Annotated in this window: 19 protein-coding genes; 4 read left to right on the plus strand and 15 right to left on the minus strand. The window is 70.3% G+C overall.

Annotated elements, in window-relative coordinates:
• Nucleotides 1–88 precede the first annotated feature (88 nt).
• Nucleotides 89–3376: a S8 family peptidase gene (locus ACWDR0_RS08525; RefSeq protein WP_456350899.1), complete on the plus strand. Its 3288-nt coding sequence runs from the start codon at nt 89–91 to the stop codon at nt 3374–3376.
• Between the two features lie 97 nt (nt 3377–3473).
• Here ACWDR0_RS08525 and ACWDR0_RS08530 read toward each other — a convergent pair whose 3' ends face one another.
• On the minus strand, nt 3474–3791 hold the full coding sequence (locus tag ACWDR0_RS08530) for an ArsR/SmtB family transcription factor (RefSeq protein ID WP_456350900.1): 318 nt from the start codon (nt 3789–3791) through the stop codon (nt 3474–3476).
• A gap of 147 nt (nt 3792–3938) precedes the next feature.
• Here ACWDR0_RS08530 and ACWDR0_RS08535 point away from each other — a divergent pair, with 147 nt between their 5' ends.
• The gene (locus tag ACWDR0_RS08535) at nt 3939–4865 is read left to right on the plus strand and encodes an alpha/beta fold hydrolase (RefSeq protein ID WP_456350901.1); all 927 of its coding nucleotides are present in this window, start codon (nt 3939–3941) and stop codon (nt 4863–4865) included.
• Nucleotides 4866–5025: 160 nt separating this feature from the next.
• A complete protein-coding gene (locus ACWDR0_RS08540) occupies nt 5026–6120 on the plus strand; it encodes a protein kinase family protein (RefSeq protein ID WP_456350902.1) in 1095 nt (364 codons plus the stop codon).
• 103 nt (nt 6121–6223) lie between these two features.
• Here ACWDR0_RS08540 and glmM read toward each other — a convergent pair whose 3' ends face one another.
• The 4 genes from glmM to ACWDR0_RS08560 all read right to left on the minus strand — a co-directional run bounded on the left by glmM (nt 6224) and on the right by ACWDR0_RS08560 (nt 10866).
• The gene (gene glmM, locus ACWDR0_RS08545; protein ID WP_456350903.1) at nt 6224–7582 is read right to left on the minus strand and encodes a phosphoglucosamine mutase; all 1359 of its coding nucleotides are present in this window, start codon (nt 7580–7582) and stop codon (nt 6224–6226) included.
• A 270-nt stretch (nt 7583–7852) separates the two neighbouring features.
• Nucleotides 7853–8371 (minus strand): 30S ribosomal protein S9, encoded by a 519-nt coding sequence (gene rpsI, locus ACWDR0_RS08550; protein ID WP_456350904.1) that lies wholly within the window; start codon nt 8369–8371, stop codon nt 7853–7855.
• A 41-nt stretch (nt 8372–8412) separates the two neighbouring features.
• Entirely contained in the window at nt 8413–8856 is a 444-nt protein-coding gene (gene rplM, locus ACWDR0_RS08555; RefSeq protein WP_456350905.1) for a 50S ribosomal protein L13, read from the minus strand.
• 387 nt (nt 8857–9243) lie between these two features.
• On the minus strand, nt 9244–10866 hold the full coding sequence (locus ACWDR0_RS08560) for an ABC-F family ATP-binding cassette domain-containing protein (RefSeq protein ID WP_456350906.1): 1623 nt from the start codon (nt 10864–10866) through the stop codon (nt 9244–9246).
• 55 nt (nt 10867–10921) lie between these two features.
• On the opposite strand from ACWDR0_RS08560, the gene ACWDR0_RS08565 reads away from it, so the two are divergent.
• Complete coding sequence (locus ACWDR0_RS08565) at nt 10922–11881, plus strand: hypothetical protein (protein ID WP_456350907.1); 960 nt, start codon at nt 10922–10924, stop codon at nt 11879–11881.
• Here the strand turns inward: ACWDR0_RS08565 and truA are convergent.
• The 10 genes from truA to secY all read right to left on the minus strand — a co-directional run bounded on the left by truA (nt 11852) and on the right by secY (nt 19449).
• Nucleotides 11852–12736 (minus strand): tRNA pseudouridine(38-40) synthase TruA, encoded by an 885-nt coding sequence (gene truA, locus ACWDR0_RS08570; RefSeq protein WP_456350908.1) that lies wholly within the window; start codon nt 12734–12736, stop codon nt 11852–11854. The two genes, ACWDR0_RS08565 and truA, sit on opposite strands and share 30 nt — an antisense overlap.
• Nucleotides 12737–12849: 113 nt before the next feature.
• Entirely contained in the window at nt 12850–13365 is a 516-nt protein-coding gene (rplQ, locus tag ACWDR0_RS08575; RefSeq protein ID WP_006347213.1) for a 50S ribosomal protein L17, read from the minus strand.
• 288 nt (nt 13366–13653) lie between these two features.
• Nucleotides 13654–14676 (minus strand): DNA-directed RNA polymerase subunit alpha, encoded by a 1023-nt coding sequence (locus ACWDR0_RS08580; protein ID WP_003956430.1) that lies wholly within the window; start codon nt 14674–14676, stop codon nt 13654–13656.
• A gap of 130 nt (nt 14677–14806) precedes the next feature.
• On the minus strand, nt 14807–15211 hold the full coding sequence (gene rpsK / locus ACWDR0_RS08585) for a 30S ribosomal protein S11 (protein WP_003956432.1): 405 nt from the start codon (nt 15209–15211) through the stop codon (nt 14807–14809).
• 64 nt (nt 15212–15275) lie between these two features.
• Entirely contained in the window at nt 15276–15656 is a 381-nt protein-coding gene (gene rpsM, locus ACWDR0_RS08590) for a 30S ribosomal protein S13 (RefSeq protein WP_146481856.1), read from the minus strand.
• 197 nt (nt 15657–15853) lie between these two features.
• The gene (gene rpmJ / locus ACWDR0_RS08595) at nt 15854–15967 is read right to left on the minus strand and encodes a 50S ribosomal protein L36 (RefSeq protein WP_003956441.1); all 114 of its coding nucleotides are present in this window, start codon (nt 15965–15967) and stop codon (nt 15854–15856) included.
• 62 nt (nt 15968–16029) lie between these two features.
• On the minus strand, nt 16030–16251 hold the full coding sequence (infA, locus tag ACWDR0_RS08600; RefSeq protein WP_003956442.1) for a translation initiation factor IF-1: 222 nt from the start codon (nt 16249–16251) through the stop codon (nt 16030–16032).
• Nucleotides 16252–16518: 267 nt separating this feature from the next.
• Nucleotides 16519–17358: a type I methionyl aminopeptidase gene (gene map / locus ACWDR0_RS08605; RefSeq protein ID WP_456350909.1), complete on the minus strand. Its 840-nt coding sequence runs from the start codon at nt 17356–17358 to the stop codon at nt 16519–16521.
• Nucleotides 17359–17476: 118 nt separating this feature from the next.
• Complete coding sequence (locus tag ACWDR0_RS08610) at nt 17477–18130, minus strand: adenylate kinase (RefSeq protein ID WP_456350910.1); 654 nt, start codon at nt 18128–18130, stop codon at nt 17477–17479.
• The gene (secY, locus tag ACWDR0_RS08615) at nt 18130–19449 is read right to left on the minus strand and encodes a preprotein translocase subunit SecY (RefSeq protein ID WP_456350911.1); all 1320 of its coding nucleotides are present in this window, start codon (nt 19447–19449) and stop codon (nt 18130–18132) included. Before secY ends, ACWDR0_RS08610 begins: the two co-directional genes overlap by 1 nt.
• Nucleotides 19450–19474: the final 25 nt, after the last annotated feature.

Raw genomic sequence — 19474 nt, forward strand, 5'->3', positions numbered from 1 at the left:
CTCGGTGAACCCACCGCCTCCGCCGCCGCTCACCGGAACCGGAAGGCGCGGAACCCATCCGGGCCCGGGGGATGACGCAGGAGGACGTGTGCGCGGACGTACGAAGAGATTGCTGAGGGTGGCCCTCGCCGTCACGCTGGGGACGGCGCTGACCGCCGGAGCGGGCGCGGCGTCGGCACAGCCGGGCGGCGAAAAGGCCCGTCAGGGCACCCAGGCCGGAACGACGGTGACGCTGATCACCGGGGACCGGGTGGTCGTCGGCGCCGGGGGCCGGATCATGCAGGTCCGGCCCGGCGAGGGCCGCGAGGGGATACCCGTGCGGACCGAACGCGCCCAGGGACGCACCTACGTCGTCCCGTACGACGCGCAGCGGCTGATCGCGGCCGGGAAGCTCGACCGGCGGCTGTTCGACGTCACCGAGCTGGCGAGCCCCGAGGGGCGTCGGCTCCACGGCGACGGGGTGAAGGCCATCGTCACCTACAAGGGCCCGTCGGCGGGCGCCGCGAAGAAGACGGTACGGGCGTCGGCGTCCCACCGGGCCCTGCCCGCCGTCGGCGCCGAGGCCGTCGCCGCCGCAACCCCCACCGGGGCGGCGGAGTTGTGGGACGCGCTCACCCGGACCACCCGCGGCGGCGCGCTCACCACCACCGCCGGGATCGAGAAGGTCTGGCTCGACGCCGTCGTGAAGGCCACCCTGGACCGCACCACCCGCCAGATCGGGGCCCCGAAGGCCTGGTCGCGTTCGTACGACGGTACCGGGGTGAAGATCGCGGTCATCGACACCGGCATCGACAAGCGCCATCCCGACCTCGCGGGCCGGGTCGTCGCCGAGCGGAACTTCACCGGCGACGCCGACGCCGGTGACCGCAACGGCCACGGCACCCATATCGCGTCGACGGCCGCCGGCACGGGCGCCGCGTCCGGCGGCACCCACAAGGGAGTCGCACCCGGCGCGACGCTCCTCAACGGCAAGGTCCTCGACGCCCAGGGCTCCAGCAGCTTCTCCAAGATCATGGAAGCCATCGACTGGGCCGTCGCCCAGGGCGCCGATGTCGTGAGCCTGAGCTTCGGCAGTGCGGACTCCCCGGGCATCGACCCCATGGAGGCCCTGGTCAACAAGTACACGACAGAGAAGGGCGTCCTCTTCGCGATCGCCGCCGGCAACAACGGACCGGGCCCGTCCACCATCGGATCCCCCGGAACGGCCGCCGAGGCACTCACCGTCGGAGCGGTGGACAACGACAACGTCATCGCCGGCTTCTCCAGCCGCGGCCCCCGCGGCGAAGGCGGCAACATCAAGCCGGACGTCACCGCCCCCGGAGTGGCCGTCACCGCGGCCGCCGCCGGTACCGGCGGCTACACGGACATGAGCGGCACCTCCATGGCCACCCCGCACGCGGCGGGCGCGGCGGCGATCCTCAAGCAGCGCCACCCCGACTGGACCGGGGCCCGGATCAAAGCGGCCCTCACCGGGTCCGCAGCACCCGGCCCGTACAGCGTCTTCGACCAGGGCACCGGCCGCATCGACATCGACCGGGCCACCGCCCAGAACGTCGTCGCCGAGCCCGCCTCGGTCTCCCTGGGCAGCCCCCGGTGGCCCCACAACGACGCCGACCTCGTCACCGAGCGGATCACGTACCGCAACACGGGTACGGTGGACCTCACCCTTGACCTGGCACTCGCCTCCGCGACCGGCCCGGACGGCAAGCCCGCCCCCACCGGTCTCTTCAGCCTCGGAGCATCCCGGCTGACCGTCCCGGCAGGCGGGACCGCGTCCCTCGACGTGACGGCGGACGTCCGGGCCGGGAGCACGGACGGCCGATATCAGGCCATTGTCGTGGCCCAGGGCGACGACGGCCGGACGGTGGTGCGCACCGCCACCACCGTGAACCGCGAACCCGAGTCGTACGAGCTGACCATCCGGGCCATCGGCCGCGACGGCAAGCCCGACCCGAACGCCGCCGCCGCGATCGGATTCCCCGGCGGGGAATCACCCGACAGGGTTCTGACGGTCGACCCCACCACCGGGGAGCGGACCGTACGGCTCCCCAAGGGGCACTACGCCGTCACCGGCCAGTCGCACGACCCCGCGACCGACGGCACCGATCTGATCGTCCGGCCCCTGCTGGAGCTGACGGGCGACACCACCGTCGTCCTCGACGCCCGCACCACCAAACCGGTCCGGGTCACCGTGCCCGACCGCAAGGCCGGTGAGGCAGTCTCGACCATGGGCTACACGGTGCGCCAGGGCGGGACGGCGTACGCGTGGCAGTCCATCTTCTTCCCCCTCAACAAGGTACGGACCGCACACGCCGGCCCGGCCCTGAGCGGCGGCACCGTGACCCACCACGTCATCGGCGTCTGGGAGAAGCCCGGCACCGACTACAACACCGCCCTCCAGGGCAGCGGCACCCGCTTCCCGGCCGGCCTCACCAAGCACTACCGGAACTCCGACTTCGCCCGCGTGGACGTCGGCCTCGGCGCCTCCGTCCCCGGCAAGTTCAGCCAGTACTACGCCTACGGCGAGTTCTCCCCCGGCCTGGGCGGCGGCACGGTGGTAACCCAGCCCGCGCAGACCCGCCGCACCAGCTACCTGACCACCGCGCAGGGCGTCCGGTGGACCCTGGAGAACCACCAGCTCAAGACACCCGACGACGGGGACAGCCCCGAGTCGATGCACTGGTCGGCCACGCCGGAGAAGTTCCGCGCCGGGAAGAAGTACCGCGTCGACCTCAACACCGCCGTCCACGGCCCGATGGTCGGCAAGGAGTGGGGCGTGTTCCGCGAGGGCGACGCACTCCAGGCGCGGCTGCCGCTGTTCGCCGACGGCCGGGGAAACACCGCCGACTCGTCGTATGCCACGGCACGGACCACGCTCCACCGGGGTACGAGCCTGGTCGGCCGGGCCGACCGGCCGACGGACGCGGGCGAGCTGTTCACCGCACTGCCGCAGCAGAGGGCGGCCTACACCCTGGCGACATCGGTCACCCGGGACGCGAGCGTCAGCCGGGTGGCGACGAGGGTGGACGCGTCATGGACGTTCCGCTCGCAGCGCACGTCCAAGGAGTCCCGGCTGCCGCTGTCGGTCGTCCGGTTCGCCCCGGCGGTCGGCCTGGACTCCACGGCCCCGGCGGGCCGCGTCCAGACGTACCCGGTCACGGTGCAGGGCCCGGCGGCGGGGAAGAACCTCAAGTCGCTGAACGTGTCGGTGTCGTACGACGGTGGGAAGAGCTGGCGCAAGGCCGCGGTGAAGGACGGCCGCGTGACGGTGAAGACCCCGGCGAAGGGGAAGGGGATCGCGCTGAGGGCGACGGTCGCCGACAAGCAGGGCAACAAGGGGTCGATGACGATCCACAACGCGTACCGGGGGAAGTGACGGTGACGGTGTGACGTGCCCGTGCCCACCGGCTCCCAGGGGCAGGTGGGCACGGGACGCTCGGCGCTGTGCGCCAGTGCTCCGATCGGGCGCTGTACTACCCCCGCTCCTCGCGCTCGACCTCCGAGAAGACCAGGTCCAGCAGCCCCGGGAAGCGGGCGTCCAGCTCCGCGCGGCGCAGGGTGAGATAGAGCTTGCGGCCGTCGGGGCGCTGGCGGATGACGCCGCTCTCCCGGAGGGAGCGCCAGTGGTGCGTCATGCTCGACTTCGGCACCCCGGAGATGATCTCCCCGCAGTACCGCTCCTCACCGCTGGCCAGTGCTCGCGCGACCTTCAGCCGCAGGGGATGGCCCAGCGCCGCCAGGACGTCGACCAGCCGGATGTCCTCGGCCTCGGGGTGGTGCAGCTCTTCCATGGCCGCAACTGTACGTGAACTTCGTATGAAGCAGGCCGTGATCGTTGACATCCGGAGCAGGATCGTACGAACATCTCGTACATCAGATCGTACGAACTCTTCGTACGGTTCGCCGTGCTCCGTCTCAACACCCTCCGGAGGAAACCCATGTCCGCAGCCGAACTCACCGACGAGGCCCTCGTCCGCCGTCTCGGCCCCGGCTTCAGCAGTTCCCGCGCCGAGGTCAACGGGGTCGGGCTGCACTATGTCGAAGGCGGTACGGGCGAGCCGCTGATCCTGCTCGGCGGCTGGCCGCAGACCTGGTGGCAGTGGAACAAGGTGCTGCCCGCCCTAGCCCGTCACTACCGGGTGATCGCCGTCGACCTGCGCGGCCAGGGCGGTTCGGACCGGCCCGCCGACGGCTACGACAAGAAGACCCTCGCCGCCGATATCAACGCCCTCATCCACCAACTGGGCCTGACGTCCGCCCATATCGCCGGGCACGACATCGGCGCGATGGTCGCGTACGCCCATGCCGCCAACTACCCGGAGGCCACCCGGCGCATCGTCCTGCTCGACGTCCCGCACCCGGACCCGAGCCTCTCGGCGCTCACCCTGCTCCCTGGCCCCGGCCAGCACGACGATTCCGTCGTCGAGGACGGCGCCCGGATCTACCTCTGGTGGTTCGCCCTCAACCAGGTGCGCGGTCTGCCCGAGCAACTGATCGCGGGCCGGGCCCGGTTCCTCGTCGACTGGCTCGCCGACTATATGACGGTGGACTCCGGCGCCATCGACGACTTCTCCCGCCGGGTCTACGCCCGCGCCTACGACACCCCGGACGCCATCCGGGCGGGCAACGGCTGGTACCAGACCTTCAACCGCGATATCGAGGACGAGGCGAAGTACCCGCCGGTGGAAGCGCCGATCCTCGCCCTCGCGAGCACCCTCCACCAGGGCCACGCCGACTATCTGCGGGAGCTGGTGCCCACCAAGGGCACCGATGTGACGGTCACCGAGATCGCCGGATCCGGGCACTACCTCCCCGAGGAGCAGCCGCAGGCCGTGATCGACGCCCTGACCGCGTTCCTGGGCTGACGCGTCCGCCGGGCCCGGGCCGGGGGGCGGGCCCGGCGGACCGGCCTCCCCCGAGGCGGGCCCGGCGGAGCCGCACCACGAGAACAGAGGCGGTGATGACCGGGGCCGCATACGGTGCGGAGGGACCCGTACCCCCGGCAGAGAAGAGGTCGGCACCCGGATGCACCCCGCCATGGACGACCCCGGCACCCCGTACACGACCCGGCTGAACGCCCACCGCACCGCCGCCACCGCACTGGCCCGGTACGGGGACGGGGAGCTGTCCGCCCTGCTGGCGGAAGCGAGATCCCAGGGGCAGGGCATCGGGGGGAGCTCCGCCGTCCTGGACGTCGAGGGGGTACCCGTATTCGTCAAACGCCTGCCGCTGACGGACATCGAACGGGCCGCCGGCCGACGGCACTCCACCGCCGATCCGTACGGCCTCCCCCGGTACTGCCAGTACGGCATGGGAGCCGTCGGCAGCCCCGGCTTCGGGGCCCGGCGGGAGCTGGCCGTCCACACCATGACCACCGACTGGGTGCTCACCGGCGCCCACGACGGCTTCCCCCTGCTCCACCACTGGCGGATACTCCCCGGCGCCCCGGCGCTCACCGGTGAACTCGCCGATATCGAAGGGGCGGTGGCCCACTGGGGCGGCTCCCCCGCCGTCCGGCGCCGGATCGAGGAGCTGCGGGACGCCTCCGCGAGCCTCGTCCTCTTTCTGGAGCATCTGCCGCCGACCCTGCACGACCGGCTGGGCGGGGCGATCCAACGCGGCGGCGCGGCCGCGGACGAGGCCCTACGGCGCACCGAGGAACAACTCGCCGACGGCGCCCGGTTCATGGCCCGGAACGGACTGCTGCACTTCGACGGCCACTTCCGGAACATCCTCACCGACGGGCGCCGGCTCTTCTTCACGGACTTCGGGCTCTCGCTCTCCACCCGCTTCGACCTCTCCGCGGAGGAGCGGGCCTTCGCGGCGCACCACCGGGACCACGATCTCGCCTACGCCCTGAGCTATCTGGTGAACTGGCTGATCAGCGCGGTCCACGGACTGCCGAGGGCGGAGCGCGAGGAGCTGATCCGGACCTGCGCCGCGGGCGGGGAGCCGCCGGAGGGACCGGCGGCCGTACGGGACGTGATCCGGCGGCGGGCCGGGACCGCGGCCGTCGTCACCGAGTTCTACGGACGGCTGATGGACGGCGCCCTGGACACCCCCTGGCCGGCCGCCGAAATCGCCCGCACCCTCGAAGAGCCCGGCCCCGCCCGGAGCTGACACCCCGGGCTCACAGGCCCAGGCCCCGGCCGAGGGTCCGCACATACGCCGGGGCCCGTACGACCACCGGTCGTACGGGCCCCGCAAAGCAGTCGGATGCGCCTTAACCCAGCGCCGACTTCACCGCGTCCGCCAGCCGCTCCGCGACCGCCCGCGCCTGCTCGATGTCCGACGCCTCGACCATCACCCGTACCAGCGGTTCGGTGCCCGAAGGCCGCAGCAGGACCCGGCCGGTGGAGCCCAGCTCCCGCTCCGCCTCGGCGACGGCCGCCGCCAGCTCGCCCGAGGTGCGGACCCGCGACTTGTCGACGTCCGGAACATTGATCAGCACCTGCGGCAGCCGGTCCATCACCGCCGCCAGCTCCGCCAGCGAACGGCCGGTGGCCACCACCCGGGCCGCGAGCATCAGACCGGTCAGCGTGCCGTCGCCGGTCGTGGCGTGGTCCAGCACGATGACATGCCCGGACTGCTCGCCGCCGAGCGCGTAGCCGTGCTCCTTCATGGACTCCAGGACATACCGGTCGCCGACCGCCGTCTGGACCAGCTCCAGGCCCTCGCGCTCCATCGCCAGCTTGAAGCCCAGATTGGACATCACGGTCGCGACGACCGTGTTCCCGCGCAGCGTGCCCGCCTCGCGCATGGCCAGCGCCAGCACCGCGAGGATCTGGTCGCCGTCGATCTCCTCGCCCGCGGCGTCCACGGCCAGGCAGCGGTCCGCGTCACCGTCGTGGGCGATACCGAAGTCGGCGCCGTGCTCCACGACGGCCGCCCGCAGCAGGCCCAGATGGGTCGAGCCGCAGCCGTCGTTGATGTTCAGTCCGTCCGGCTCCGCGCCGATCGTGACAACCTCGGCACCCGCCCGGGCGAACGCCTCCGGGGAGACCCGCGCGGCCGCGCCGTGCGCCTCGTCGAGGACGACCTTCAGCCCGTCGAGCCGGTTCGGCAGGACCGCGACGAGATGGGCGACATACCGGTCGAAGCCCTCGTCGTAGTCGGTGACCCGGCCGACACCGGCGCCGGTCGGCCGGTCCCACGGGGCACCGGTGCGGTGCTCCTCGTAGATCTTCTCGATCCGGTCCTCCAGCTCGTCGGCGAGCTTGTGGCCGCCGCGCGCGAAGAACTTGATGCCGTTGTCCGGCATGGCGTTGTGGCTGGCGGAGAGCATCACACCGAGGTCGGCGCCGAGCGCGCCGGTCAGATGGGCGACCGCCGGGGTGGGCAGCACACCGACCCGAAGGACGTCGACACCGGCGCTGGCCAGCCCGGCGACCACGGCCGCCTCCAGGAACTCGCCCGAAGCGCGGGGATCTCGCCCGACCACGGCGGTCGGCCGGTGGCCCTCGAAGGTGCCCGCCTCGGCGAGCACATGCGCCGCCGCCACCGAGAGACCGAGCGCCAGCTCGGCCGTCAGATCCGCGTTGGCGACACCGCGCACGCCGTCCGTGCCGAAGAGTCGTCCCACAACAGTCCTCCGATAGTGCCTCGTGAGCCTGGTTCCGCTGTCCCCGGCGCGGGATCGGTGAGCCCGCGGGTCCGCCCGGGACAGACGGAGCCCTTTCGAACGTCCTTCTGGCCGTCCGCGCGGAGCGTCCCGCAGAACGTGCCTGCGCGACGCCCCCGCGGACACGTCCGTACAGACGTCCCCGGGGGAACGCCTGTGCAAAACGTACGCCCCGGTGGCACGGGACTGTGCCGCCGGGGCGTACGTGTAAAACAGACCGAGCAGGCGTGTTTAGCGCTTGCTGTACTGCGGGGCCTTACGGGCCTTCTTCAGACCGGCCTTCTTGCGCTCGACCGCACGGTCGTCGCGGCTCAGGAAGCCGGCCTTCTTCAGCGCGCCGCGGTTGTTGTCCACGTCGGCCTCGTTCAGCGCACGGGCCACACCCAGGCGCAGGGCGCCGGCCTGGCCGGAGACACCGCCACCCGCGATACGGGCGATGACGTCGTAGCGGTCGTCGAGCTCGAGCACCTTGAAGGGCTCGTTGACTTCCTGCTGGTGCACCTTGTTGGGGAAGTAGTCCTCAAGGGTGCGACCGTTGATCTTCCACTTGCCGGAGCCCGGAACGATCCGGACACGGGCAATGGCGTTCTTGCGACGGCCCAGGCCGGCGGCCGGCTGCGGGTCGCCGAAGCGGGACGCGAGGGACTCGGAGGTGTACTCGCCCTCGACGGGCACCTCCGACTCGAAGGTGGTGACCTCAGCGTAGGTCTCTTCGCCCTCGACGGGGATTTCAGGGGTGGTCTCGGCCACGATGCTCCTCAGATTCTTTTCGTCTTAGGGGGTGGCCGGAACTACTGCGCGACCTGGGTGATCTCAAACGGAACCGGCTGCTGCGCAGCGTGCGGGTGGTTCTCGCCCGCGTAGACCTTCAGCTTCGAGAGCATCTGACGGCCCAGGGTGTTCTTGGGGAGCATGCCCTTGACGGCCTTCTCGACCGCCTTCTCCGGGCTCTTCTCCATCAGCTCGTCGTAGCGGATGGAGCGCAGGCCGCCCGGGTAACCGGAGTGGCGGTACGCCATCTTCTGCGTCCGCTTGTTGCCGGACAGGTGCACCTTGTCCGCGTTGACGATGATGACGAAGTCACCGGCGTCGACGTGGGGGGCGTAGATCGGCTTGTGCTTGCCGCGCAGCAGAGTGGCGGCGGTGGTGGCCAGACGGCCCAGGACGACGTCCTGCGCGTCGATGATGTGCCACTGGCGCGTCACATCGCCGGGCTTGGGGCTGTACGTACGCACGGTCGTAGCCTTCGCTTCTTCAGTGAGTGGGTCTCCCCCCGTCCGCGAAGGACACGGGGAGAAGGTCCTGACAAGGCCACCCGAACGATCACGACAGCCATGGCGGCACGCCGGGGACGCAACCCGTGTGCCTGCCGCTGGTCATCGGCCCGGTGGACCGGCGTAAGGGCCTCTCACGTGAGATAGAGCAAGCCAATACGCATAACGAAGCAGAAGCTTACCCGGCCCCCTCCGGACGGGTCAAAGTCGCCCCCGGCCATCCTCCGGTGACCCTGAGCCACCCCGGCCCGCCGGGGCCGGCCGGACCGGTCACCGGGGGTCCCGGTCTGGTTACCGGACGCGCTGGACCCTCGCCCCGGCTACCGGGCGTACTGAACCCTCGTCCGGCTACCGGGCGCGCTGGACCCGCCGCTCGTCCCAGACCGGCCCGTCGGTCTCCCGGACCCGCCCGTCCGAGCCGAAGACCAGATAGCGGTCGAAGGAGCGGGCGAACCAGCGGTCGTGGGTCACCGCCAGGACCGTCCCCTCGTACGCCTCCAGACCGTCCTGGAGGGCCTGTGCCGACTCCAGGTCCAGGTTGTCCGTCGGCTCGTCGAGCAGCAGCGCCGTGGTCCCCGCCAGCTCCAGCAGCAGGATCTGGAACCGGGCCTGCTGACCGCCGGAGAGCCGGTCGAAGGTCTGGTCGCCCTGCCGCTCCAGCTCGTACCGCCGCAGCACCGACATGGCGCCGCCGCGGTCCTTGGCGTGCTCCGTCCACAGGATGTCCACCAGGGTGCGGCCCAGCAGCTCCGGGTGGGCGTGGGTCTGCGCGAAGTGTCCGGGGACCACCCGGGCGCCCAGCTTCCACCGCCCGGTGTGGGCCACCGAGGCATCCCCGGCCAGCAGCCGCAGGAAGTGCGACTTCCCGGAGCCGTTCGACCCCAGGACGGCCACCCGCTCCCCGTAGAAGATCTCCAGGTCGAAGGGCTTCATCAGCCCGGACAGCTCCAGGTTCTCGCAGGTCAGCGAGCGGACGCCGGTACGGCCGCCGACCAGCCGCATCCGGATGTCCTGGGGCCGCGGCGGCTCCGGCGGCGGTCCCGCCTCCTCGAACTTCCGCAGCCGGGTCCTCGCCGCCTGGTAGCGGGAGGCCATATCGTCGCTGCGGGCCGCGTACTGCTGGAGGTCGAGCACCAGCTTCTTCAGCCGGGCCCGCTCCTCGTCCCAGCGCCGCCGCAGCTCCTCGAACCGCTCGAAGCGCTCCGCCCGCGCCTGGTGGTAGGTGGCGAAACCGCCGCCGTGCACCCAGACGTCGGAGCCCGCGGGACCGGGCTCCACACTGACGATCTTCTCCGCGGAACGGGACAGCAGCTCGCGGTCGTGGGAGACGAAGAGCACCGTCTTACGGGTCTCCGCCAGCCGCTCCTCCAGCCACCGCTTCCCCGGCACGTCCAGATAGTTGTCCGGCTCGTCGAGGAGCAGCACCTCGTCCGGGCCGCGGAGCAGCGCCTCCAGCGCCAGCCGCTTCTGCTCACCGCCGCTGAGGGTCTTCAGATCACGGAACTGGGCCCGCTCGTACGGCACGCCCAGCGCGGCCGTGGTGCACATGTCCCAGAGCGTCTCGGCCTCGTAGCCGCGGGCCTCCGCCCAGTCGCTGAGGGCCTGGGCGTACCCCATCTGGGCGGCCTCGTCGTCGACGGTCATGATCAGGTGCTCGGCCCGGTCGACCGCCAGCGCCGCCTCCCGGAGCCGCGCGGGCGCCAGGGAGACCAGCAGGTCACGGACCGTACGGTCGTCCCGTACGGAACCGATGAACTGGCGCATCACCCCCAGCCCGCCGGTCGCCGAGACCGTGCCGCCGTGCGGCTTCAGCTCGCCCGACAGCAGTCGCAGCAGCGTCGTCTTGCCCGCGCCGTTCGCCCCGGCCAGGGCGACCACGGCGCCCTCGCCGACCCGGAACGACACATCGCCGAGCAGCGGCCTCCCGTCGGGCAGAAAGTACTGGAGGTGCGCTGCTTCGAGATGTCCCATCCCACGATGATGCGGCCCGGCACCCCTCGAACCCAACCGGATTAGGATGCGCGGCATGAGCTTCGGTCAGGGGGGGCCTCCGTGGGGGGCCGGCGAGGGACGGAACCAGGGCCCGTGGCAGGGCGGGGACCCGCACGGACAGGGCACGCAGGGACAGGGCAGTCAGGGACACGATCCGTACGGCGGTCCGACCGCTTTCGGCGGCGGTCCCGCGCTCTCCGGCGCCACCCCGGACTGGGCGGCCCTCGCGGACGCCTCCGCGGCCCGGGCCAGGCGCCGCAGGCTGCTGATGATCGGCGGCGGGGCGCTGGCGACGGTCGCGATCGCCGGGGCCGTGGCGGCCGGGATCGTGATGTCCAACGACTCCCGGGACACCGACCGGGCCGACGGCGCGCCGTCCGGCTCCCCGGCACCGGCCTCCACCGGGCCCGCGCCCTCGTTCTCCTCGGTCGCCCCGCTGCCGCCGCCGAACCCCAACGATTTCATCGCCGACGAGAAGAAGGACCGGGCGCCTCTCAGCCTCGACGGCTTCTTCCCCGGCTCCCGGATCACCGTGAACGGCCGGAGCTACGACGAGACCGCCGTCCATGCCACGACCGCCTGCCCGTCCGCCGCCCAGCGGGCCCTCGCGGGCGCCCTCCAGGCCAACGGCTGCGACCGGATGTTCCGCGCCACCTACCGCAAGGACGGGCTGGCGGTGACCGTCGGCATCGCCGTCTTCGGCACCAAGGCCGAGGCCCAGCGCGCCAAGCAGACCAGCCGGAACGTCCGGCCGCTGGCCGGCGGGGGCGTGGGCACCTTCTGCCAGGGCGGCCCGGTCTGCCTGGTCACGTCCAACCAGGTCGGCCGGTACGCGTACTACACCTCCACCGGCTACCCCAGCGGCAAGTCCGTCACCGAGGGCGACACCAAGGCGTACCGGCTGAACAACGACATCGCCGACTTCGTCTTCCGGCAGATCGCCGCCCGCGGCACGGCCCAGGCGTCAGCAGCAGCCGGCGCCCCCGGCGGCTGACCCGGCGACCGGCAGCGACCGCTTGTTGCGGGCCTCCCGGCTCCGGGCGGCCAGCAGCTCGTCGGCGGGGTAGCCGACCTCCTCCAGGGTCAGCCCGTGCGGCCGTACGACATGCACCGCGGAGTCCCGGACGCCCGCGGCCAGCACCCGCGCGGGCCACTCCACCGGCCGGTGCCCGTCGCCGACGAAAAGCAGCGCCCCCACCAGGGAGCGGACCATGTTGTGGCAGAACGCGTCCGCCCGGACGGTCGCCGTGATGATCCCCGCGGCGTCCCGCTCCCACTCCAGCCGCTGGAGCGTACGGATGGTCGTCGCGCCCTCGCGGCGCTTGCAGTAGGCGGCGAAGTCGTGCTCCCCGAGCAGCCCCCGGGAAGCCTCGTTCATGGCCGCCACGTCCAGCGGCCAGTCGTGCCAGAGCACATGCCCGCGGAGCAGCGGGTCCACCCCGCCGGGATGGTCGGAGACCCGGTACGCGTACCGCCGCCAGACCGCCGAGAACCGGGCGTCGAAGCCCGGGGCGGCCTCCTCGGCCCGCCAGATCCGGACATCCCGCGACAGCCGCCCGGCCAGCCGCTTCAGCAGCTTCTCCCGGTGCTCGGCCCAGACCCCGGCGGGCAGGTCCACATGGGCGACCTGGCCGCGGGCGTGCACCCCGGCGTCCGTACGGCCCGCCACGGTCAGCTCGTACGTCTCCGCGGACCTGGTCACGGTCCGCAGCGCGTCCTCGATCTCGCCCTGCACGGTCCGGCGGCCGCCGGCCTGCTTGGCCCAGCCGGAGAAGGCGGTGCCGTCGTACGACAGGTCGAACCGCACCCGCACCAGCCCGGCCGGAACGCCGTAGCCGTCATCAACCACGTGAAGATCCTCGTCTCAACAGCTCGGAACAGCCCTGGCAGACGGAACGGGCCCGCTCCCCCGAGGGGGGAACGGGCCCGTCCACCAGCCATGGGAACGCGATCGGGAACCGATCAGGCGTCCTTGGACTCCTCGGCGGCCTCGGCGGCCGGCTTGGCGTCCTCGACCGGAGCGGCGTCCTCGGCCTCGGCGGACTCCTTCTTCAGGGCGTCCTCCTTGACCGCACGCTTGGTGGCGGCCTCGGCCTCGTCGACCGTGGCCTTCTTCGCGATCTCGCCCTCGACGAGCTCGATCACGGCCATCTTCGCGTTGTCACCACGGCGGTTGCCGATCTTGGTGATCCGGGTGTAGCCACCCGGGCGCTCGGCGTAGCGCGGGGCGATCTCGGTGAAGAGCGCGTGCACGATGCCCTTGTCCGTGATCGTCTGAAGAACGAGACGACGGTTGTGGATGTCGCCCTTCTTCGCCTTGGTGATCAGCCGCTCGGCGACCGGACGCAGGCGGCGCGCCTTGGCCTCGGTCGTGGTGATCCGGCCGTGCTCGAACAGCGACTTCGCGAGGTTCGCGAGGAGGAGCCGCTCGTGCGCAGCGCTGCCGCCCAGACGGGCGCCCTTGGCGGGCTTCGGCATGGTGTTTCTCCTTCAATCTGCACCGGCCGTATCAGGTACCGATGTCAGGACCCCACAGGCGGCCGCCTGCGGGCAGTGTGTGTGCCCCGTCTTTTTGAGGGGGGCGTCGGGCGCGCATCCTCCTTCACCCGTCACGCGGGCACAGGAGGATGCGTCCCGTAAGGGGCGCGAGGAACTGCGCGAACGGCCACAACGCGCGCGCAGTGGACCACCGGGCATCCGGATCACGGTCTCCCGGACCCGGGCGGGGCGTGACCGAGCTGATCACGCCCACCCCGGCGGAGCCGACTAGTACTGCTCGGTCTCCACGAAGCCCGCGTCCGCGTCGTCGTCCGCCCCGAAGGCGTCCGCGGCGGCGGTCGGGTCGAATCCGGGCGGGCTGTCCTTGAGCGCCAGGCCCATACCGGCCAGCTTCGCCTTGACCTCGTCGATCGACTTGGCGCCGAAGTTGCGGATGTCGAGCAGGTCCGCCTCGGAGCGGGCCACCAGCTCGCCCACCGAGTGGATGCCCTCGCGCTTGAGGCAGTTGTAGGAGCGGACGGTCAGCTCCAGCTCCTCGATCGGCAGGGCCAGGTCCGCGGCGAGCGCGGCGTCCGTCGGCGACGGGCCCATGTCGATGCCCTCGGCGTCGATGTTCAGCTCACGGGCGAGACCGAAGAGCTCGACCAGGGTCTTGCCCGCGGAGGCCATGGCGTCACGGGGACGCATCGCCTGCTTGGTCTCGACGTCGACGATCAGCTTGTCGAAGTCGGTGCGCTGCTCGACTCGGGTCGCCTCGACCTTGTAGGTGACCTTGAGGACCGGCGAGTAGATGGAGTCGACCGGGATCCGGCCGATCTCCTGGCCGACCTGCTTGTTCTGCACGGCGGAGACATAGCCGCGGCCGCGCTCGACCGTCAGCTCCATCTCCAGCTTGCCCTTGCCGTTCAGCGTGGCGAGGACGAGGTCGGGGTTGTGGACCTCGACACCGGCCGGGGGCGCGATGTCGGCGGCGGTGACCAGACCCGGGCCCTGCTTGCGCAGGTACATCACGACCGGCTCGTCGTGCTCCGAGGAGACCACGAGCTGCTTGATGTTGAGGATCAGGTCGGTGACGTCCTCCTTGACGCCCGGCACGGTGGTGAACTCGTGCAGGACACCGTCGATACGGATGGACGTGACGGCCGCACCCGGGATCGAGGAGAGGAGGGTACGGCGGAGGGAGTTGCCGAGGGTGTAGCCGAAGCCCGGCTCCAGGGGCTCGATCACGAACCGGGAGCGGTACTCGTCGACGACCTCTTCGGTCAGCGAAGGACGCTGAGCGATCAGCATGCGGATCGTTCCTTCAGTCGGGGGCGTCCGCTATATGACGCCCGACAGGGTGGTGCGTAAAACAGGGTACGGGCGGCACGCCCCCAAAGGGGGCGCACCGCCCAAAAGCCCAGCTCAAGCGAGCTGTGGATCAAACGCGACGACGCTTCGGCGGACGGCAGCCGTTGTGCGGGGTCGGGGTGACGTCCTGGATGGACCCGACCTCGAGGCCGGTGGCCTGGAGGGAGCGGATCGCGGTCTCACGGCCGGAGCCGGGACCCTTGACGAAGACGTCGACCTTGCGCATGCCGTGCTCCTGCGCGCGGCGGGCGGCCGACTCGGCGGCCATCTGCGCGGCGAAGGGGGTGGACTTGCGCGAGCCCTTGAAGCCGACGTGGCCGGCGGAGGCCCAGGAGATCACGTTGCCCGACGGGTCCGTGATCGACACGATCGTGTTGTTGAACGTGCTCTTGATGTGCGCGTGGCCGTGAGCGACGTTCTTCTTTTCCTTGCGGCGCACCTTCTTGGCAGCGCCCTGACGTCCCTTGGGGGGCATCTCTTACTCCTACGGGAGGTGGTCGGTCCTACAGCGAAGACCGCTGATGAGCGTCCGCTGTGGACTACTTCTTGCCCGGCTTCTTCTTACCGGCGATGGCGCGACGCGGGCCCTTGCGGGTACGAGCGTTCGTGCTGGTGCGCTGGCCGTGGACCGGCAGGCCGCGGCGGTGACGCAGACCCTGGTAGCAGCCGATCTCGACCTTGCGGCGGATGTCGGCCTGGATCTCACGGCGGAGGTCACCCTCGGTGCGGAGATTGGCGTCCACGTACTCGCGGATCTTGACCAGGTCCTCTTCGGCCAGGTCACGAACGCGGGTGTTCGGGTTCACACCGGTCGAGGCGAGGATCTCCTTCGACCGGGTGCGCCCGATACCGAAAACGTAGGTGAGTGCGATCTCCACACGCTTTTCACGCGGGATGTCGACACCGGAAACGCGTGCCATTCAATGGCTCCTGTGTACTCGGGGGTCTTCCACAGAGCCTCTCCCGACCGCCGACCACTCCTGAGGAGTGGTGGTACGTCCGGGTCCCCGGCCCCCGCCGGAGGTGTCGCCGGCCCTGACGGGCTGGGCGGACTCTGCGTATGAACGATGTATTGCTCGCGTCGCGCGAAGAACTGCGAAGTGCGGGTCGGCGTGCGTCAGCCCTGGCGCTGCTTGTGGCGCAGGTTGTCGCAGATGACCATGACCCGGCCGTGACGGCGGATCACCTTGCACTTGTCGCAGATCTTCTTGACGCTCGGCTTGACCTTCATGGGTGTGAGGTTCTCCGGGTCAGTGCCACCGCCCCGCAGCAGAGCTGGGGACAGGACAAGATCTACTTGTAGCGGTAGACGATCCGGCCACGCGTCAGGTCGTACGGAGACAGCTCCACGACGACCCGGTCGTCCGGAAGGATTCGGATGTAGTGCATCCGCATCTTGCCGGAGATGTGCGCGAGGACCTTGTGACCGTTCTGAAGCTCCACCTTGAACATGGCGTTCGGGAGGGACTCGATCACGGTGCCCTCGATTTCGATGGCACCTTGCTTCTTGGCCACGCTTCGCCCTTCGAATCGGCTACCTTGATCGACTCACGCTGCCCCTGAGTTGCGCGCACGCAGACACACGGGTACACGAGAGCCGACGCATCAGTCTACGTCAGGCCATCCGAAAAGACGAATCCAGGGAGTTTGCCCAGTCGGCATGATCCTTATGCGCCCGCCGTCCGGAACCGCCGCGGCGGACCACCGGGCACGGTCCGCCCGGGCCGACCGTGCGGACCCGTACCCCGCAGACCGCAAGCCCACGGGCCGCGGGCTGCGGCGTCAGCCGCCCAGCGGGTCCGGCGCCGCCGTGATGCCCAGCTCGGCGAGCTTCGCCCGGCCGCAGTCCGGGGAGGTCAGGACCAGCGGGCCCGCCTCGGTGACCGCGACCGAGTGCTCCCAGTGCGAGGACCAGGTGCCGTCCGTGGTGATCACGGTCCAGTCGTCGGCGAGGACCTCCGTCTTCGGCGTACCGAGGGAGACCATCGGTTCGATCGCCAGACAGAAGCCGGGGCCCAGCTTCGGCCCCTTGCCCCGCTTGCGCGAGACGTAGTTCAGCAGATGGGGGTCCATGTGCATCTCGGTGCCGATGCCGTGCCCGCCGTAGTCCTCGATGATCCCGTACCGGCCGCCGCCGGGCTTGGGCTGGCGGCGGATGTACGTCTCGATCGCCCGGGAGATGTCCACCAGCCGGTTACCGCTCTTCATGGCGGCGATCCCGGCCCACATCGACTCCTCGGTCACCCGGGACAGCTCGACCAGTGCCGGATCGTGACCGGTGCCGACGAAGGCCGTGTACGCGGCGTCACCGTGCCAGCCGTCGACGATGGCGCCCGCGTCGACGGAGATGATGTCGCCGTCCTTGAGGGCCGTCCTGTCGTCCGGGATGCCGTGGACGACGACCTCGTTCACCGAGGTGCAGATGGTCGCGGGGAACCCGCCGTAGCCCAGGAAGTTCGACTTGGCACCGTGCTCGGCGATCACCTTCCGGGCGACCTCGTCGAGGTCCCGCGTGGTGGCGCCGGGCACCGCGGCCTCCCGGGTGGCCGCGTGGATGGCCGCGACGACCAGCCCCGCCGCCCGCATCTTCGCGATCTGCTCCGGGGTCTTGATCTGCACCATGCCCGTGTCCTTGCCTCTCACCGATCTCGTGGCTCTCGCTCAACAGTACGGCCGCGGCGTCCATCGGACACCGCGGCCGTTCAGCGTACTGCTCCGTACCGTCCCCGCCGGGAGGCGGTCAGCCCTGCTTGCCCAGGGCCTCCATGGCCCGCCCGGTCACCTCGGTGACCGGTCCGAGCGCCGAGATCGTCACCACGAGGCCCTGACCCCGGTAGTAGTCGATGATCGGCTCGGTCTGGCCGTGGTAGACCTCCAGGCGCTTGCGGACGGTCTCCTCGGAGTCGTCGTCGCGCTGGTAGAGGTCGCCGCCGCAGACATCGCAGACACCCTCTTCCTTCGGTGCCTTGTAGGTCACGTGGAAGACATGGCTGGAGTCGTTGCGGCAGATCCGGCGGCCGGCGATCCGCTTGACCACCTCGTCCTCGGGGACCTCCAGGTCGAGCACCGCGTCCAGGGTCATGCCCTCGGACTTCAGCATCGCGTCCAGCGACTCGGCCTGGGAGAGGTTGCGCGGAAAGCCGTCGAGCAGAAAGCCCTTGGCGGCGTCCGGCCGGCCCATGCGTTCCTTGGCCATGCCGATGGTCACCTCGTCGGGGACCAGCTCTCCCGCGTCCATGTAGGACTTCGCCCGGCGTCCGAGTTCGGTGCCCTGGCTGATGTTGGCGCGGAAGAGGTCGCCCGTGGAGATGTGCGGGATCGACAGGTTCTCGGCAAGGTACGCAGCCTGCGTTCCCTTGCCGGCCCCGGGAGGTCCGACGAGGACGATTCGCATCAGCGGAGGAACCCTTCGTAATTGCGCTGCTGGAGCTGGCTCTCGATCTGCTTCACGGTCTCCAGACCCACACCCACGATGATGAGGATGCTCGTCCCGCCGAACGGGAAGTTCTGGTTCGCGCCTCCGAAGCCCGCCAACGCCATCGTCGGAACAAGAGCAATCAGACCCAGGTACAGCGAGCCCGGCCAAGTGATCCTGTTGAGCACGTAGCTCAGATACTCGGCAGTCGGTCGGCCAGCCCGGATGCCCGGGATGAAACCACCATACTTCTTCATGTTGTCCGCTACGTCCTCGGGGTTGAACGAGATGGCGACGTAGAAGAACGCAAAGAAGACGATCAGAAGGAAGTAGGTGACGATGTAGTACGGGTGGTCGCCCTTGACCAGGTGCGCTTCGATCCAGGTCTTCCAGGACGAGGTTCCGCTGGAGAACTGGGCGATCAGCGCCGGGATGTAGAGCAGCGACGAGGCGAAGATGACCGGGATCACACCGGCCTGGTTCACCTTGAGGGGGATGTACGTCGAGGTACCGCCGTACGAACGGCGGCCGATCATCCGCTTGGCGTACTGCACCGGGATCCGGCGCTGGGCCTGCTCGACGAAGACCACGAGGGCCACCATCACGAAGCCGATCAGGATGACCGTGCTGAACTCGATCCAGCCGTCGGCGAGCTTGCCGCTCTCCTTGATGGCCCAGAGGGAGCCGAGGAAGCCGGCGGCGATCGAGATGAACATCAGGATGGACATGCCGTTGCCGATACCGCGGTCGGTGATCAGCTCGCCGAGCCACATGACGGCGGCGGTACCCGCGGTCATGGTCACGACCATCACTACAGTGGTGAAGATCGACTGGTCCGGAACGATCTGGTTGCCGACGGAACAGCCCTGGAACAGCATGCCGCTGCGGGCGGTCGCCACCAGGCCGGTGCCCTGGAGTACGGCGAGCGCGACGGTCAGATAACGGGTGTACTGGGTGATCTTCGCGGTGCCGGCCTGGCCCTCCTTCTTGAGGGACTCCAGCCGGGGGATCACCACGGTGAGCAGCTGCAGAATGATGCTCGCCGTGATGTACGGCATGATGCCGAGGGCGAAGACGGTGATCTGCAGCAGCGCGCCACCGCTGAGCATGTTCACCAGGCCGAACAGGCTGTTGTTGCTCTCGGCCGCCTGATCCACACAGATCTGGACGTTCTTGTAGTCCACTCCCGGAACCGGGACGTGCGACCCCAGCCGGAACAGCACGATGATGCCGAGCGTGAAGAGCAGCTTCTTGCGCAGGTCGGGCGTCTTGAACGCTCGGGCGAACGCGGTGAGCACGGTGCCTCCTGCGACCCCCGCGCTA

Source organism: Streptomyces sp. NPDC003691 (genome assembly GCF_053981115.1).